A 17,343-nucleotide genomic window follows, 5' to 3' on the forward strand; every position below is an offset into this window, starting at 1 on the left:
GCAATTAACGCGGCTTTAGGAAAAAGTTAGCACAATAAACGTGCAAAAAAGCATCATCCAATGCTTTTTTTGTGGATCTGCTGCATTTTTGGTTAACCGCTGCCAAGCCTTAAGTTTATTTGTTAGAAATTAATCAAGACTATTCAGCTTATTGGTAACCTAAGTTGTTAGCGCTTTTCTTGTTGCGGTACATATTTTTATCAGCACACTTTAACAATGCAATGGCGTTATCACCATCATCAGGATAAATCGCCATACCGATACTGGCAGTAAGCGTTAGACTGATACCATCAATCCTCAAAGGCTCTGTTAGGTTAGCAGTAATGGTTTCAGCCACCTTAATTGCACTTTCTGCGTTATCGATATTATTCAGTAGTATGACAAATTCATCACCACCAAATCGAGAAACTGTATCTGATTTTCTAACCGCTTTTTTCAAGCTATTTGCTATAGCAACTAATGCTTGATCACCAACATGATGGCCATAGGTGTCATTAACTGCTTTAAACTTATCGATATCAATAAATAAAATGGCAAATTTATGTTGTTCTCTTAGATGAGCAGTGACGGCGCAAGCTAATCTATCATCAAGTAAACACCGATTAGGTAAATGAGTCACAAGATCATGCTCAGCTGCAAATTTACTTTCTAATTGTGCTTGTTTACGAAGCTCCACTTCTGCCTTCAGCCGCCTGTTACCCCAAATAACCAACAATGTAATAGCGCTAACAATAACTAACCCTATCAACAGCATCTTAAACCAATGTTGATATTTATCCGCTTCGCTACTTAAGTCAATGGCCACCCATTGCTGATACATTTGCTGCTGCTTTGTTTCATCAATAGTTTCTAAGGCACGATTAATTAGTGGGATGAGATTTTTAAGTTCTGAATAGACGCCAATATGACTTTTTTGCTCTGCTAAATCCGCTACCAGTGCTATTTTTAAATCAGGGAAACCACCTTCATTAAGTGCATAAGCCAAGGTAACCACTTGCTCAATAAATAAATCAGCTTGACCTGTAGATACGGCTTTTAAACCACTTTTGACATCTGCCACAGGCATGATCTTTAAGCCTGGAAATTGTTGCCTTAATTGATTATTGATGCTGTACCCTTTGACCACAGCAATCCGTTTACTTGTGTATTGACTTAAATTAAATAGTGGTTGCTCAGTGAGTGAGGTGGCAATGGCCCAAGGAGATGGCCAGTAACCATCGGTAAATTCGAGCGTAGGCTGCTGCAATTTACTCTTGGCCATACTAGCGACCATGTGTATGGTTCCTGATTTAATATCATTGTTAAGGCTATCCCAATCTTGATAAGCAACTGGAATAATATCGATTCCTAATTGATTAGAGATAATGTCAGTGACGTCACTGTTAACGCCAGAAAACTCACCCTGTTCATTTTGATATTCCATTGGTGCCCAGTCGTCTAAATAGCCCAATTTTAATGCACCTAAGGAGTCCAAATATTTTTGCTCGTTATGACTTAAAAATATTTGCTTATCACGGCTAATAAAAGTGCGGTCGTCATTATTAACCAGCCATTTACGCTCTATTTTATTTAGTTCATGCAAACTAATCAGCTTGAAACCATTGGTGATACGCTCAGCAAGCTCTGTGTTTTCAACATTGGTGAGGTTATAAATCTGGGTGCTAAATTCAGTTGAAGTGAGCTGATTGAAATCTGCCCATTTTTTATTATTAAGTAAGTAATGTGACGTAGTCGCACTCGATGCAACAAAGCCGACAATATCGCCGTCTTGGCTCGCTTTGACCATTTGAGCCATAGAATCGTAATACCGCAGCTGCGCATTAGGCAATAATGTTCTCAGTTCAACAATATAAGGAGATGTGGCAAAAATACCAATGCGTTTACCATCAACTTGACTAATATTGGTTAATTCTTTTTGGTAACTAAAAAAACGACTTTTAACCGTGTATAAATGATTTGCTCGATTTAACCCAGTGTTCATCGTGTCACTTTCAGGATAACCAATATGAACATCGGCAAGCCCTTTCTTAACCATGTTAATGCTACCGTTCATATCGCTAGAAATGAAATTAATATTGATGCCCGTTTTTTCTGACCATAGCTGCCAAATATCAACAAACAAACCATGGGGTTGACCTTCAGGGTTAATATCAACAAACGGCTCAATTTCAACTTGCATAGCGATCATTAAGCCGCCTGATTCACGTCTCAGGCCAAACCAGCGTTTCTCAATATCATCAACCACCTTCGCTGATATTTGCGCAAAACCTTGGTTAATTTCAGCAACCCAATAACTGTGCCGTTTGGCAACCGCTGGCGCTAAATTAACTGTATTAACTGAGATCCTAGCGGAAGTTTGATACTTATTGGCCAAATCAAAATTAACCGGAATCCCTTGATAATAACCTTGAATAGCAGCAAAAGCATATAGCTCGCCATCAATTACCGCGTCCACGAGTTCACGTTTAGTTTTGAAGGTTTTAAATGTGAGACTAGGTTCAATGGCTAATAAATCATCGAGATGAGATGTGCCTTCGATAACCCCTATTTTAAAAGGTTTTAAATCTGTGATGCTTTTCTTAGTGGCGATATCATTATGAAGGTAAACGTAATTATTTAATGTTGTTATTTGATTGGCATAAGCAAATTTTGTCTTTCTTTTCGCGTTTACTACCATTCCTATATGGGCATCGACCTTACCTTCTTCAACAGCAGAGAGTGACTCCTTCCATGGCATGGGCTTAAAAATCACTTTAATGCCACTCTTAACTGACCATTCGTGCCATAAATCGACCATCAAACCCGAAGGGTTACCATTTTGATCAACAAATTGATAAGGGTAAGCGTCTTCACTCATTGAAATAGATATTGTTTTCGGTAGTGAGCTTACTAGTATCTCATCTGAGGAGGTATTAGCCCAAGTAGCAGTGGTGAGCACTAAACTGACTATGATGACAAATATAAATTGAGTGAACTTCAAGCGCTATCCCTTGTGCAAGATGTATTTTCTCTGAAGAAAAAGGTTATGTGTTTGTTGGTTATTTTTAATTACTGTACATCATACCGTTTTATATCGACTAATTGTCTAACAAGATGAATAATTTACCGAGAAAATAGCCAATAAACAAAATAATTTACAAAAATTCCAATGGGATACTTGCTGCTATTTGTTAGGATTAGCTAGAATGACAATATAATACTCCTAAGTTACTGCAGATGAACTCTCAACAAGACACAATTTACGCCACAGCAACTGACAAAATATCAGATTTTCAATTTGATAATCGCGTCGCTGGTGTGTTCAACGATATGATCAGACGTTCTGTACCTGGTTATGCACAAATCATTAATACGATAGGTGATTTTGCTGATAGGTATGTAACGCCAAATTCTAATATTTATGATTTAGGCAGCTCCTTAGGCTCTGCTACCTTAAGTATTCGTCGTCAAATTGAACAACGCCAATGCCGTATTATCGCAGTAGATAATAGCGAGTCTATGGTTTCTCGATGTCAGGAAAATCTCGCGGCTTATGTCAGTGATACTGAGGTTGAGTTAATTTGTGGTGACATTAGAGATGTAGAAATCACCAATGCATCGATGGTGGTGTTAAATTTCACCTTACAGTTTTTACCGGTGCAAGATAGAGATAGCCTGATCAAAAAAATATTTCAAGGCTTATTGCCTGGCGGCATTTTAGTGATCTCAGAAAAGCTCTGCTTTGAAGATGATGTGATTCAATCATTGCTGTATGAACAACACCTCGATTTTAAACGTGCTAATGGCTACAGTGAGTTAGAAATCAGCCAAAAACGCAGCGCACTTGAAAATGTGATGCGCCCAGACAGTTTAACAATCCACCAACAACGCTTTACTGATAATGGCTTTAGTCATTCAACTGTATGGTTCCAATGTTTTAATTTCGCATCTATGGTGGCTATCAAGTGATTAGTTTCAGCTCTTTTTATCAACAAATTGCCGACTCATCGTTACAACACTGGTTGGAAGAATTACCGGCTATTTTAGGAAAGTGGCAACGTGAACATAAACACGGCAATTTACCTAAATGGGAAAAAGTCCTTAACAAACTTAATTACCCTACTCCAACAAGCATCGATTTATTCAATGGTGTCAAAATTGGCGATGGCAGCCAATTTACTGCAGGTCAAACTGAAAAACTTGAAAACCTTTTAGGCTTGTTTCAACCTTGGCGTAAAGGTCCTTTTAATATTCATGGTATTGATATCGATACCGAATGGCGCAGTGACTGGAAATGGGATCGAGTAAAACCACATATTTCACCGTTAGAGAATCGCACCGTGCTAGATGTAGGTTGTGGTAGCGGCTACCACATGTGGCGCATGCTAGGGGCTGGCGCAAAACGTGTCGTGGGTATTGACCCTTCGCCGTTATTTTTATGCCAATTTGAAGCCGTTAAGCGTTTAGCGGGTAATCAGCATCCTGTTCATTTATTGCCATTAGGAATTGAAGAACTGCCAGCACTTGATGCGTTTGATACAGTGTTTTCTATGGGAGTGTTATATCACCGCCGCTCACCTATCGACCATCTAATGCAGTTACGTGATCAACTGCGTATGGGCGGCGAATTGGTATTAGAAACTTTAGTTATCGATGGTGCTGAAAATGCGGTTTTAGTGCCAGAAGACAGATACGGCAAAATGAACAACGTATGGTTTTTACCCTCCGTTGATGCGTTAATGTTATGGCTTAAAAAATGCGATTTTACCGATATCCGTTGTGTCGATGTTGATGTCACCTCTATGGCAGAACAGCGCTCAACTAAATGGATGAAAAACGAGTCGTTAGTGGATTATCTTGATCCAAATGATGTTAGTTTAACGGTAGAAGGTTACCCTGCACCCAAACGTGCAACGATTATTGCAATAAAGAACCAACCTAATCACGACTTAATTTAACCTAGATTATTAAAATAACAGGAATTATCATGTTAAAGCAGGTATTTATTTTATCTTGTACAGCCGCGTTAATCACCGGCTGTGCTTCAACAGAAAAAGTAACTCCGGTTGGTAGTGAAGAGTTTACTTCAAATTTAGCCAGTTCTCAGGCCGCTATTATTGAAGCGATTAATAGCCAATGTATTAGCGCCACACCTGAAATTGTTGCCTTAAACGAAGAAGTACAACAATTAAGGTTACAAATCACCGATACTCTTACCAAACAATCTGAAAAAATGGATGCTGATGCCGTTGCATTAGCGCAATTAAATGAACCACCTCAGTGTCCTGAGTCAGCAATAACCGATAAGTTTGTTCTGGGTGAAGTAGAAAGTGTTTTTATTGACGAATTAAAAGCCGCTTTTGCAACGCGTATTGATACTGGCGCTGAATCGTCATCATTAGATGCCCGCAATATTGTGTTATTTGAACGTAATGGCGTTCAATGGGTTCGCTTCGATGTAATGATCAATGGAGAGGATCAACCTGGGGATACTTTTGAACATAAAGTTGAACGTTTTGTGCGCATTAAACAAGATGCAGAACAACCTGATGATCGCCGCCCCGTTATTCATGCCCACCTGCAAATTGGTAAATACGCCGCTGAAACTGACTTAAACTTAACCGATCGTAGCCATTTAGATTATCCCTTACTACTTGGTCGTAAATTTATGAAAGATATTGCTGTAGTCGATGTCGGCCAGAGCTATATTCATGGAAAAAAAGACAAACAAATAACGACAAAAGTTAAATAGGACTTCTAATGCATTCACGTAAACCGTTTTTTATCTTCGTCGCGTTATTATTTATATTCGGTACTGCAGCCAGTATTTATCGCAGCGTTGAACACAACGTCCCTTTCCTTCCTGGTCAGCAGGTTCAAAGCTGGTCAGTGGAAGCAAAAGTGATGTTTAATGGTAATAATAACCCAACCGAAGTATCACTCTCTTTGCCACAAGATCCTGCATTTGATGTACTTTCAGAAAATGCTACCTCACCGGGATATGGTCTAAATATCTCAGAAGGGGCTGACAGAAGAGCAGTTTGGTCAATTCGTGAATCCTCTGGACGTCAATCCTTATATTACCGTGTAACACTGGTACCGACAGGTCAACTTGACGTCACCCAAGATGAAGTACCTGAAACACCAGAACCCTTTTTATGGCAAGTCACTGAAAAAGGCGCCGCTGACCAAATCATGAACGATGTATGGCAGCGCAGTGCTAATAACCTTTCTTACGCACAGCAGTTAATGTCAGTGATTAACGACACTAATCAATCGCAGAATTTAGCACTGTTATTATCAGTTAACACTCGTACCCAGTTGTTTTTGCAAATGCTGCACTCTAAAGGCGTTCCTGCAAAACAAGTGAGTGGTCTAATGCTAGAAGACCAACGTCGTCGTCAGCAACTCAATCCTTATGTGCAGGTTTATCATAATGGTGAATGGGTTTTATTTGATGTTGAAGGCAACAAACAAGGCCGTCCTGATAACTTGGTTTTATGGCAACACAATAACCAATCGGTGTTAGATGTTGTTGGTGGCAGTAACTCGCAAGTTAACTTTTCAATGTTGCAAGAAACACGCTCAGCACTGGCAACCTCTATCGATATGATGAAAAACTCAGATGCACTGGATTTTTCTTTGTACCAATTACCACTAGAAGAACAAAGTACCTTCAAAGGGATTTTATTGATCCCAATTGGCGTGCTTGTGGTGGTGTTCTTAAGAGTGATTATCGGTATCAAGACATCAGGTACCTTTATGCCGGTACTGATTGCATTAGCCTTTATTCAAACCACATTATTGACCGGCTTAATTGGCTTCTTGTTAATTGTCGCCTTTGGTTTGATGATCCGCTCCTATTTATCACAACTTAACTTATTGCTCATATCCCGAATATCCGCGGTCATTATTGTAGTGATATTTATTATTGGCTTGTTTACGCTTATTTCCTATAAAGTGGGATTAAGTGAAGGCTTAACCATTACCTTCTTCCCGATGATCATTTTGGCATGGACCATTGAACGTATGTCAATTTTATGGGAAGAAGAAGGCCCTAAAGCGGTAGTGATGGCCGGCGGTGGTAGCTTGTTTGTCGCCACCTTAGCCTACCTTGCTATGAGTAACAGTTGGATCCAATATTGGGTATTTAACTTCTTAGGTATTCACTTAGTGATTTTAGCAATGGTGTTAGTGATGGGCCAATACACTGGCTACCGTCTCACAGAGCTTAAACGCTTTAAACCTTTGGCTGGAGATCAGTAATGAACTTTGCCTGGCCTTGGGAGCTGCGCCGCAAAGGCGTATTAAATATGAATAAGCGTAATATCGATTACATTGGAAAATATAATCCTCGTAAATATTACAAACGCGTGGATGACAAGCTGATTACCAAGCAATTAGCTTTAGCCAATGGTATTGCCGTACCTGACTTGATTGGTGTTGTTGAAGAGCAGCACAAAATCAATGATATTCCGCAAATGGTCATCGACCGTACTGGCTTTGTGATAAAGCCAGCAAAAGGTTCTGGCGGTAAAGGGATTTTGGTGATCACTAAAGTGGAAGGCGGTCGCTATTATAAACCTAATGGCGATGAAGTGACGCCGACTGAAGTTTATCGCCATGTCTCCAACATCTTAAGTGGGTTGTTTTCTTTAGGCGGCACCCCTGATGTCGCCATTGTTGAAGGCTTGATTGAGTTCGATCCGGTTTTTGATGGTTTTAGTTACGAAGGCGTGCCTGATATCCGCTTAATCGTGTTTAAAGGCTATCCAGTAATGGGCATGCTACGCTGCTCAACAGCTGCTTCAGATGGCAAAGCTAATTTGCACCAAGGCGCTGTCGGTGTCGGTTTAGATATTGCTACAGGCAAAAGTTTGTTTGCTGTTCAATTTGATGAACCTGTTTTAAAGCATCCTGATACTCAATTTGAATTGTCACAAATTCAAGTCCCAAACTGGGACACCCTGCTTCATACCGCATCCAGTGCCTATGAAATGTGTGAACTGGGTTATTTAGGAACCGATATGGTTTTGGATAAGCAGCGAGGTCCATTACTACTGGAGCTAAATGCTCGACCAGGACTTGCAATTCAAACCGCAAACGGTAGAGGGATTTTACAACGCTTGCAACATGTTGAGTCTATCAAAGGCCCTGCCGTTTCAGTGGAAGAACGTGTGGCTTATGCCAAAAAGCATTTCTGTAGTAATCCTAACTTTTAGTTTATTGGCAACTGCGCAAGCAGTTGCCAATCCTCTTCAGCTGTTTGTGCAACAATGTTTGCAATACAAACCGTCTTTAGCATCCCTAGATTTAAAGCAAACAACCCCTTACCAAACATTACAGTTTGAGCAATTAACCTTAGGCTTTAACAATTTTAACGACCGTTTAAATTACTACCGCCACTTAGCCACTCATAACCAGCGTGAAGGGCTATTAATGTGCCAATTACATTTAGCTGATGAATTATCAGCATTGTTAACAGCGCCTCAATTATCCAGTTTTATCGCTGAGCTTGAAGATAGCCACATGCCCTACTCTTTATTAGCCAATAAAATTAACGCGATTACACTAGCCCAACTTGATATCGATACCAAATCACAGTTACACAATGCACAGGCAACGATAAGACGAAACCTTAGTAATAGTAATTTGAAATTGGTATTTAATAACGCACAATGCCAGTTAGATACCAACCGCGATGATACAAACTCTGCTTTTGAGATCAGTTTAGCCAAATACTTACTTTTACAACCAGATGAGCAATGCCGAAAAACCACTTGGCAGGCCTATCAAGCACGGGCAAAAAGTAAAAATAAGCAGTTATTAGCGACAATTAAAACCATTAAGCAGCAAGTTTCAGCGCCTGAGCCCAGCATTGCTTCAGCTGAAGCCCAAAGCGCGCCATTACAGGCAACCCAATCATTATCAACAAAGCCGTTATTAACAAATCAGCTGTTATTATCCTTCTTAGAAAGCCAAACCAATAATATTAATACAGCGCCTTGGAATATCGGTAAAACCCTTAGTCAGATAAAAAATACCCCTTATCTTGGCCCCAAAAACAGTAGTGATTTATTTCAGCAAGTTGTCGATGTATTAACGCCTCTGGGGCTTGAATTCGAAGCGATTCCCCTCCAAGTGCAAGCTGATATGTCGTCCACTAATGAAACCAATACCACCGCGAGTACTGGCAATGGCACTGCAACGGTCAATGAACCATCAGAACCAATTACAACTTATCGCTTGTGGCATCAGCAGCGTTTAGTTGGTGAACTCTATATCCATACAAGTAAGCATTCGATGGCGAATATCATTAGGTATCCGGTGATCGGTCAGCAATTTGCCCAAGCGAGCGTGGTTTTTCCAAAATATTTATCTAATCGGCGCCAAGCAATGCAACTGGTGAAAAGCCTCAGCGAGGCCATTACTGCTATGACTCGAGGCAGCCAATTCTATTTGGTAAATAAGCTTGGAGTATCAACAGATAATTATTTATTAGGTTATTATTGGTTAAGCAGTCATCTACAACACCAATTAGCCTATTTAACCCCTTCAGCGAGAGAGCAATTTGCTGAGTCTTATCGACAGCAACTTAGGGTATTTCGCAGCAAAGTCGCTTGGTATTATTTAAACTCTGAGCAGCAAGGGGATGATATAAATAATCAACAACTAAATAGCGCCATCAATCAGGCTTTTCAGGCGAGTTTTAATCAACAATGGCCGGATGCAAAAAATATGGCCTATAGCTTTAACGGCATAGCTAATGAAGGGCTCGATTACTATCACCCACTTTGGCAACAAAATTTAGTTAATTTGATTAATACAGACACTAACGCTTCAATAACAAATCGCCAAGTTTTTGATATTTTGGTAGTTAATGAAGATAATTTATCCCTAATCCAACAAATGAGCATTATACTTAATCCACCGACTGATCCATCATCAATCATCAGGAGAGCCTTTAATGTTGGCAATTCGAAAATTTAAATCCTTAACCAGTTTAATCAGCTTTTCGTTGCTACTTACTTGTGCCAGCAGCTTTGCTGAAACCAGAGATAACCATCAATTAACTCACCAGCAAGTTCGAAGCGCAATTCAGCTTAACCTTGAACAAAATATGTATTCCTTGCCACCTCGAATTCAAGGGCATTATGGTTTACGTATGTATCGCATGACTGGTGATGAAAAGTACGCTAATGCCGCTTTAATTGATTTGATCACCATTACAGAAAGACAAAACTACTTTGCCTGTAATATGGATAAACCTAATTTTATTGAAGATGAAGCCGAACAAGCTATTAGCGTGTTAGGTAAAGGTCCTCGTGCTAAAGCGCGTAAAAAAGCCCTTAAGCCGTTTCCAGAGTTTATTTTCTATAGCGATATTTTATTGCGCTATGCCAGTCGCACCGATGAACTGGGTTTCATGGGGCCATGTCATGAGCAAATGATTAAAGGCTTAAAAGCCTATGATTTAACCCCAGCTTTGACTGATCCTAAAATGATCACATCATGGGCCGCGCAGTTAGTGAATTATGTTTACTGGGCTAAACAGCTAAATGTGGGGGATTATGTCGAGGTATATAAACAAGCGTTCATCGAGACTTATCCTGACGATAAAGACAACAATCTTGATAAAAAGCAGTACCGAAACAAGCTATATGGTATGACACACTTTATTTTTGCCTCTAGTGGTTATTATCAAGAGCAAGTTAACGCCAAAGATTATCAATGGATTTTAGATTACTTTAATAACAACATTGATCGGATCTTAACTGATGCAACCGATGACATTATTTCAGAAGTCGGCATTAGCTTTTTATTAGCGGGTCAGCCAAACCATCCTGTGGTTAAAAAGACTCAAAACCATATTGCGGCGTCATTTATCCCTGAGTATCAACTGATCCCGTCACCTCGTGGTAATCCCAATATGGTGTCAGGCGAACACCGCAATGTATTGGCGATGATGCTTCTTGATTGGCCAGAGAAGCTGCATAAAGGCCCTTACCTTGCTGAAATAAAAGCGACGAAGAAGTATTTGCCGGTGCAAGTGACGCCTAAAGATCTCACTAAAACTAACAGCAATACAAAAGAGAAACCTAGCGCTAAGTAATTAAGCGCGTTCTCGATTGCCTTCAAGAGCGTATCACTGTGTGATACGCTCTTTTTAATATTGACCTGTAAACTAATGAGTTTTGTATGAATAGAGCAAAATCCACACTTGAGCAATGGCGAATTATTCAATCTGTAGTGGACTTTGGTGGTTACGCCCAAGCAGCAGAAAAGCTGAATAAAAGCCAATCTTCGCTCAATCACGCTGTGGCTAAACTACAAAACCAACTTGGGATTCAATTACTTGAAGTAAAGGGACGCAAAGCTTACCTAACGCAGCAAGGTGAAGTACTACTCAGGCGCTCACGTCACTTAACCCAAACCGTTGATGAACTTGAGCAACTTGCGAGCAATTTAGGACAAGGCTGGGAGCCCAACTTGACCATTGCCCGCGAAATCATCTATCCAATGCAATTTCTTGTGGACGCCTTAAAAGCCTTTTGGCCCGATAGCCGTGGGACCCGAGTGACTGTCATTGACTCGGTGATCACAGGCACACAAGAATTAATTGACAATAACATCGCCGATATCGCTATTTGCGGTATTCCTGCAAAAGGCCATATTGCCGAGTTCCTGTGTGAGTCAGACTTATACCTTGTATGCAGTCCGACTCATCCATTAACCCAGTGCGGTATTGTTGCCGATGAAACAGAGCTGGCGCAGCACTTACAAGTGGTCATTAAAGACACTGCAACTGAAAAATCAGTAGATACTGGTTGGTTAAAGTCAGAGCAGCGCTGGACAGTATCAAACTTTCACGAAGCAAGAAACGTGTTACAAAGTGGCATTGGCTTTTGTTGGGCGCCCGCTTATTTGGTCGAGGATGATATTCGCCAAGGTAAGCTCGCCAGGCTTATTCTTAAAGGCAGTAAAAGTCGTAAAATTGCATTAACTTTGGTTATCCCTAACCGAGATAATCAGGGGCCTGCCAGTAAATTGTTAGAATCTTTAATTTTATTACAGCACGATATTGACCAAAACAAGCCTTGATAGATATCTGATTTATTTAGCTTTAATGATACTCAAAGTCATTAATGCCAGCTCAAGTTACATTGAGTTCTACACTGAGACATCGATTATGGTGCCAATGTTTTCAGACCAGACATTTATCACATCTACTGCAACCTCGGCGTGAGAAATAGCTTGCTGAGCATCAATCAGGGCCGCTGTTTGCGAGCTAAGCGTGACGCTATCTGCAGTTATTAGTACTGAGGCAGAACTTAGCGTTTCTGGGATGGCTACCGCCGTGGTCGCCTGCGCTAAATCATTGTGCGCCTGTTGCAGTCCTTGAACACCGAGGGTAAAACTTGATGCTATTTCCATGATACAACTCCTTTTGAAACAACCTAATAGCAAGTTATATCACATTGAATAGTCGTGATAAAATGCATACCAATTTAAAAACTAATACCAGTTTGTCTCCCAATCTTTCCATACTGGGTTAAGCCCTGACTTTTGTATTTGCTGCACCATTTGCACCGCGCTGCGCTCATCTGAGATTTCAAATTGATCCAACTGGGTGTTGGGATTTTGATAACCACCAGGTTGGGTTGAGCTCCCAGCGCTGATATGAGTCACCCCTAAAGGCAATAAGTTGTTACGTAACTGCTGGGTTTCTCTGGTAGATAAACTAATTTCAAGCTGGGGGTTAAACAATCGAAACGCACAGATCAATTGCACTAAGCCCACATCAGTTAATTCGACTTTAGGACTAATTCCACCGGTACACGGTCTTAATCTCGGTAAAGAAATACTGTAACGACTGCGCCAGTGATGTTTTTCTAAATAGGCCAAATGATAGCCCATTAATAACGCATCTACGCGCCAACTGTCTAATCCGAGCAATACCCCTAATCCCACTTTATCAACCCCAGCCGCCGCGACCCTTTCTGGTGTAGTGAGCCGATAAGTAAAGTCTTGTTTTTTACCTCTGGTATGATGCTTGGCATAGGTTTGGCGATGATAAGTTTCTTGATATACCATCACAGCATCGAGCCCTAACCCCACCAGCTGGGCGTATTCATCTTGCGCCAAAGGCTGTACTTCGATTGCTACATAACTGAAATGCTGTTTTACCAGTGGCAAGATGGTTTTAAAGTATTCAATGCCTACTTTGGTTTCATGTTCTCCAGAAACCAGTAATATTGAATCAAAACCTCGCTGTTTAATGATTTGAATTTCAGCTAATAATTCGGTCTCTGTTAAGGTTTTTCGTTTGAGTTTATTACTCATAGAAAAACCGCAATAGTCACACTCATTTGCGCACAAGTTAGATAAATACAATGGCAGGTATAAACCAATATTAGCCCCAAAGCGTTGCCGGGTTATCTGATATGCCCGCTGCGCCATCGTTTCTAAAAAAGGTAATGCAGCAGGCGATAAAAGCGCGATTAAACTGTCAATATGACCTTGGGGGCGCTGTAATGCTTGTTGCACATCAGCTTCAGTGCTGCTATTAATCCGCATTGATAAATCGATTAAATCTAGCTGTTTAAATTGCTCGACAAAACTCATGGTGCGCCACTCTATTAACTTAATTTGTTGAACCAACCGCATTCAAAGTTAAATTACTCAAACCAAATCATTCACCTGTAAGGGAATAATCTGGCTTACAGATGTAAAAATTGCGTCAGCGGGCTAGTATGTTCTGCCTGTTTGGTAACACTGCCAAGTCCGGCGGTATAGGCATCACGACCGGTTCTAACCGCAAAATCAAAACACCGCGCCATCACTATGGGAGATTGACTACTGGCAATCGCAGTATTGACTAGCACGGCATCTGCGCCCAGCTCCATTGCTCGGCTAGCTTGCGAAGGTGCGCCAATCCCAGCATCAACAACCACCGGCACATTAGCTTGCTCAATGATCATCTCTAAAAAAGGCTCAGTGGCTAAACCTTGATTACTGCCGATAGGACTGCCTAACGGCATCACAGCGGCGCAGCCCACTTCCTCTAGCCGGTAACACAGCACAGGATCTGCATGAACATAAGGCAACACAATAAAGCCTTTTTTACACAAGACTTCGGCAGCTTTAAGGGTTTCAATAGCATCTGGCATCAAGTATTTCGGATCTGGATGGATTTCAAGTTTGATCCACTTTGTGCCAAGCATTTCACTGGCAAGTTCTGCTGCAAAAATAGCTTCTTTAGCGGTTCTTGCCCCTGCAGTATTGGGTAATAACTTAACTCCCATTTGCTGTAATGGCGTCAACAAGTCATCATAGTCTTTAGTATGATCAATACGCTTCATTGCGAGGGTCACTAATTGTGAGTTAGAGGCCTCAATGGCAGCTAGCATAGTGTTAGCATCGCTAAACTTTCCTGTACCTGTAAATAAACGAGACTCAAATTGATGTCCGGCTATGGTTAACATAATCACCCCCCTGCTACAGCTGAAAAGACGTCTACTTTATCATTAGGCTGGCATTGAATGGCCTGCCAGCGACTTCTTGGTACAACTTGTTGATTGAGCACTAATGCCAGTGCTTTGGGATTAAGTTGTTTAGACTCTATTAGCGCTAATAAGCTTGGCGCTTGTTGCAACTGCTCTGGTTGGCCATTAAATTCAATTTCAATCATGTTTAATCCTTTTGCGGTAAAGTTATCTGCATGAGTTGACGTCATTTGTTGACGCTGTAATAGCTGCGCTACAACAACTACATTTAGGGTCTTGATTCATTTGTATAATCTGCCATTGCAAGCTTTTAGCATTAAACACATGTAACTTACCCGCTAGCAGGCCTTTGCCTAAGTCATCGGCTGTTAACCAATTTAGCCCCAATAAACTTTGCATTGATGCAACCGTTTGAACAGCAGCAGTGTTAACCCCCATTGATACACATGTTTGTGAAACATGAGTATCTTGTGGGTACAGGCATTGATAACAGCCCCTTTGCGGATAGTCAGTTGAGCTGCAAAATAATTGCCCATCATTAGCGGAAATCGCTGCGCTAATTAGCCCTGTAGCGTGACGAACACAAACTTCATTAATCATTAAGCGGCTAGTAAAGTTGTCAGTGCAATCAAACACCAGATCGACAGATTCAACTAATTTTGCACCATCTGTATCAGCGCCAAAGGCCTGCTCAATTGCCATGATATTTACGTCTTCATAGGCTGCTGCTAACTTATCTTTGGCAAGTAGCGCTTTGCTTAAACCAATATCTTGTTCGTTAAAAAGTAATTGCCGCGACAGATTTGAAAGCTCTACCTTGTCATGATCCATCAATATCAGTTCTCCAACTCCCGCGGCGGCCAATTGCTGGGCAACACTGTGACCTAAACCACCGATTCCGATGATCAGTAGCCGGCTATTAAGTAATTTAAGCTGACCAAGCTCACCCATATCAGTCAGTAAAATATGACTGGCATACTTGATAAACTGCTTGGAAGTGAGCCCACTCTTATTAGCTTGACGCTGTTGTGTAATCGTCATGACACTGGCTCACACTGCAGCTGTTTCACTGATGGCTTGTGGGATTTTACATGTGATTGCCTTGGCTGTTGCTGAGGTTGTTGCTGAGGTTGTTGCTGAGGTTGTTGTGCAGCCGCTAGATGCCATTGCTGCTCTAACAATGAATAAGCCTTGGCAGGGTTTTCTGCTTCAGTAATGGCTCTTACCACGGCAACACTATCAACCCCAGTGGCTTTGATATCCGTTATAACACTTGCATCAATACCACCGATGGCCACGGTTGGGCATACGTTGTTAAGTAATGCACTGTAGCGTGCTAATTTTGCTAAGCCTTGAGGCTTTGACGGCATCACCTTAGTAGTCGTTGGAAATATATGCCCTAAAGCGATATAGGATGGGCTTAGTTGATGAGCTAATAGAATTTCAAATACGCTATGGCTAGATAACCCTAGGGCTAACCCTGCCGCTGAAATTTCATTTAAGTCGGCTAACTCAAGGTCTTCTTGACCTAAATGAACCCCGAATGCGCCAAGTTGTATTGCCAATTGCCAATGATCGTTAATAAACACTTGGGCGTTATATTGCTTACCCAGAGCTATGGCGCGGCTAATATCTTGTACTAACGTGGTTTGATGAGCATCATTGGAGACCTGATTAAAACCTTTATTTTTAATCCGCAACTGCACTGTGGTGCAATTGGCTTCTAACAAACTTTGCAGCATAGTCACGTCATCCACAACCGGATAAACACCAATGCCCTTATGCAGCGCAGGAAAGCGGCAATCTAGGTAGCCCTGTGCTGTATTTATTAACCCATCGTTAAACTTTCCACCAGCAGCTGATTCTGGCTGTGTTTTGCCTAGATTGTTAATTTTAGCGCCACTAACTGCACTAATTTCAGGATAGTATTGTATTTCATCAGGCCAAGCAGTTTTTGCCACAGGCCCTGCGCCTTTACCAAAAGATTCACTGCACACTAGTCCCTTTAATACATAAGCTTTAGCCATCACAACGGCATCATGGAGTACGTATTCATGTGCTAAAAAACACGCGATCGCAGTGGATAAGGTGCAACCTGTGCCATGATTATTACCAGTATTAACTCGCTCGCTATTAAGCCAATAAGCTTGATATTGATGAGCGTCACTCACACCGTGAACTTTGCGGCAAATGAACAAATCATTGGCATTGGTTTGTTGCCACACTGCATCACCGCCTTTGGCGAGTACATGACAATGAAGCTGTTTAACCAGTTGCGCTGCCGCACTATAAAAACCATCACTTGAGTCTAGGCTTTGGCTTTTAATTGTGCACTGAGGTTCAAATTCCACGCTGTTAGTATCAGTCAGCGTGTGTAACTCCCTAACATTAGGGGTAATTAAGCTAATTAGACCTTTAAAAGGGCTAAAATCTAACGGCTTTTTTGCGCGCTCATTTAAGCTATCACCACTACTGGCAACCATGACAGGATCTAAAATAATCGGGATCAGCTGGTTAGCTAAACTCTGACTTTTAAATGTCTTTAACCAATGAGCAATGAGTACCAATTGTTGTTGATTGGCAATTAAGCCAATTTTTATGGCTGCTGGCGCTAAATCGCTAGCAAGTGTATTTAGCTGAGCCAATAAGATGGATTCTGACACAGCCTCGACTAGTGTTACAGCCACCGAATTTTGCGCAGTAACAGTGGTAATTGTGCTGCAGCCAAAACACTGTAAGTCATTTATAGTTGCTAAATCTGCCTGTATGCCGGCGCCGCCACCACTATCTGAACCGGCAATAGTCCAGACAATGGGCGACATGGTTTCTAAGCTATGTGGTTGTGAAACATTCATGG

General features: G+C 41.2%; 15 protein-coding genes. 8 read left to right on the plus strand and 7 right to left on the minus strand.

Annotation, left to right across the window (positions count from 1 at the left end; all coding sequences use genetic code 11):
• Positions 1-148: 148 nt before the first annotated feature.
• Entirely contained in the window at positions 149-2,980 is a 2,832-nt protein-coding gene (locus AB4160_RS07175; protein WP_372004065.1) for a diguanylate cyclase domain-containing protein, read from the minus strand.
• A 236-nt stretch (positions 2,981-3,216) separates the two neighbouring features.
• Between AB4160_RS07175 and cmoA the strand changes: the two genes are divergently transcribed.
• The 8 genes from cmoA to AB4160_RS07215 all read left to right on the plus strand — a co-directional run bounded on the left by cmoA (position 3,217) and on the right by AB4160_RS07215 (position 12,081).
• On the plus strand, positions 3,217-3,948 hold the full coding sequence (cmoA, locus tag AB4160_RS07180) for a carboxy-S-adenosyl-L-methionine synthase CmoA (protein WP_102437206.1): 732 nt from the start codon (positions 3,217-3,219) through the stop codon (positions 3,946-3,948).
• Positions 3,945-4,937 (plus strand): tRNA 5-methoxyuridine(34)/uridine 5-oxyacetic acid(34) synthase CmoB, encoded by a 993-nt coding sequence (gene cmoB, locus AB4160_RS07185; protein ID WP_372004067.1) that lies wholly within the window; start codon positions 3,945-3,947, stop codon positions 4,935-4,937. The genes cmoA and cmoB overlap by 4 nt, the downstream gene beginning before the upstream one ends.
• 29 nt (positions 4,938-4,966) lie before the next feature.
• The gene (locus AB4160_RS07190; protein ID WP_102437202.1) at positions 4,967-5,731 is read left to right on the plus strand and encodes an ATP-dependent zinc protease; all 765 of its coding nucleotides are present in this window, start codon (positions 4,967-4,969) and stop codon (positions 5,729-5,731) included.
• 8 nt (positions 5,732-5,739) lie between these two features.
• Positions 5,740-7,245, plus strand: coding sequence for an inactive transglutaminase family protein (locus AB4160_RS07195; protein WP_102437200.1), 1,506 nt, complete (start codon positions 5,740-5,742; stop codon positions 7,243-7,245).
• Positions 7,245-8,201, plus strand: coding sequence for an alpha-L-glutamate ligase-like protein (locus tag AB4160_RS07200; RefSeq protein ID WP_076536381.1), 957 nt, complete (start codon positions 7,245-7,247; stop codon positions 8,199-8,201). The genes AB4160_RS07195 and AB4160_RS07200 overlap by 1 nt, the downstream gene beginning before the upstream one ends.
• Complete coding sequence (locus tag AB4160_RS07205) at positions 8,164-9,969, plus strand: hypothetical protein (protein ID WP_102531835.1); 1,806 nt, start codon at positions 8,164-8,166, stop codon at positions 9,967-9,969. The genes AB4160_RS07200 and AB4160_RS07205 overlap by 38 nt, the downstream gene beginning before the upstream one ends.
• On the plus strand, positions 9,947-11,092 hold the full coding sequence (locus tag AB4160_RS07210) for a DUF3541 domain-containing protein (RefSeq protein ID WP_102437196.1): 1,146 nt from the start codon (positions 9,947-9,949) through the stop codon (positions 11,090-11,092). The genes AB4160_RS07205 and AB4160_RS07210 overlap by 23 nt, the downstream gene beginning before the upstream one ends.
• Positions 11,093-11,178: 86 nt before the next feature.
• The gene (locus AB4160_RS07215) at positions 11,179-12,081 is read left to right on the plus strand and encodes a LysR family transcriptional regulator (RefSeq protein WP_372004069.1); all 903 of its coding nucleotides are present in this window, start codon (positions 11,179-11,181) and stop codon (positions 12,079-12,081) included.
• Between the two features lie 69 nt (positions 12,082-12,150).
• On the opposite strand, the gene AB4160_RS07220 is transcribed toward AB4160_RS07215, so the two are convergent.
• The 6 genes from AB4160_RS07220 to thiE form a co-directional block, all read right to left on the minus strand.
• A complete protein-coding gene (locus tag AB4160_RS07220; protein ID WP_102437192.1) occupies positions 12,151-12,414 on the minus strand; it encodes a chemotaxis protein in 264 nt (87 codons plus the stop codon).
• Between the two features lie 81 nt (positions 12,415-12,495).
• Complete coding sequence (gene thiH, locus AB4160_RS07225; RefSeq protein ID WP_102475530.1) at positions 12,496-13,605, minus strand: 2-iminoacetate synthase ThiH; 1,110 nt, start codon at positions 13,603-13,605, stop codon at positions 12,496-12,498.
• A 95-nt stretch (positions 13,606-13,700) separates the two neighbouring features.
• A complete protein-coding gene (locus AB4160_RS07230; protein WP_372004071.1) occupies positions 13,701-14,465 on the minus strand; it encodes a thiazole synthase in 765 nt (254 codons plus the stop codon).
• Positions 14,466-14,467: 2 nt separating this feature from the next.
• Positions 14,468-14,671, minus strand: coding sequence for a sulfur carrier protein ThiS (gene thiS, locus AB4160_RS07235; protein ID WP_102437188.1), 204 nt, complete (start codon positions 14,669-14,671; stop codon positions 14,468-14,470).
• A gap of 22 nt (positions 14,672-14,693) precedes the next feature.
• Positions 14,694-15,527 (minus strand): ThiF family adenylyltransferase, encoded by an 834-nt coding sequence (locus tag AB4160_RS07240; RefSeq protein WP_372004073.1) that lies wholly within the window; start codon positions 15,525-15,527, stop codon positions 14,694-14,696.
• Complete coding sequence (gene thiE / locus AB4160_RS07245) at positions 15,524-17,341, minus strand: thiamine phosphate synthase (RefSeq protein WP_372004075.1); 1,818 nt, start codon at positions 17,339-17,341, stop codon at positions 15,524-15,526. Before thiE ends, AB4160_RS07240 begins: the two co-directional genes overlap by 4 nt.
• Between the last annotated feature and the right edge of the window lie 2 nt (positions 17,342-17,343).

The organism is Shewanella sp. 10N.286.51.B8 (genome assembly GCF_041469325.1).
Lineage (GTDB): Bacteria > Pseudomonadota > Gammaproteobacteria > Enterobacterales > Shewanellaceae > Shewanella.

Bases quoted from the DNA above. Each gene is read 5' to 3' on its own strand.
- cmoA (WP_102437206.1), top strand. From the start codon at position 3,217: ATGAACTCTCAACAAGACACAATTTACGCCACAGCAACTGACAAAATA.
- AB4160_RS07190 (WP_102437202.1), top strand. From the start codon at position 4,967: ATGTTAAAGCAGGTATTTATTTTATCTTGTACAGCCGCGTTAATCACC.
- AB4160_RS07195 (WP_102437200.1), top strand. From the start codon at position 5,740: ATGCATTCACGTAAACCGTTTTTTATCTTCGTCGCGTTATTATTTATA.
- AB4160_RS07200 (WP_076536381.1), top strand. From the start codon at position 7,245: ATGAACTTTGCCTGGCCTTGGGAGCTGCGCCGCAAAGGCGTATTAAAT.
- AB4160_RS07205 (WP_102531835.1), top strand. From the start codon at position 8,164: ATGCCAAAAAGCATTTCTGTAGTAATCCTAACTTTTAGTTTATTGGCA.
- AB4160_RS07210 (WP_102437196.1), top strand. From the start codon at position 9,947: ATGTTGGCAATTCGAAAATTTAAATCCTTAACCAGTTTAATCAGCTTT.
- AB4160_RS07215 (WP_372004069.1), top strand. From the start codon at position 11,179: ATGAATAGAGCAAAATCCACACTTGAGCAATGGCGAATTATTCAATCT.
- AB4160_RS07220 (WP_102437192.1), bottom strand. From the start codon at position 12,414: ATGGAAATAGCATCAAGTTTTACCCTCGGTGTTCAAGGACTGCAACAG.
- thiH (WP_102475530.1), bottom strand. From the start codon at position 13,605: ATGAGTTTTGTCGAGCAATTTAAACAGCTAGATTTAATCGATTTATCA.
- AB4160_RS07230 (WP_372004071.1), bottom strand. From the start codon at position 14,465: ATGTTAACCATAGCCGGACATCAATTTGAGTCTCGTTTATTTACAGGT.
- thiS (WP_102437188.1), bottom strand. From the start codon at position 14,671: ATGATTGAAATTGAATTTAATGGCCAACCAGAGCAGTTGCAACAAGCG.
- AB4160_RS07240 (WP_372004073.1), bottom strand. From the start codon at position 15,527: ATGACGATTACACAACAGCGTCAAGCTAATAAGAGTGGGCTCACTTCC.
- thiE (WP_372004075.1), bottom strand. From the start codon at position 17,341: ATGAATGTTTCACAACCACATAGCTTAGAAACCATGTCGCCCATTGTC.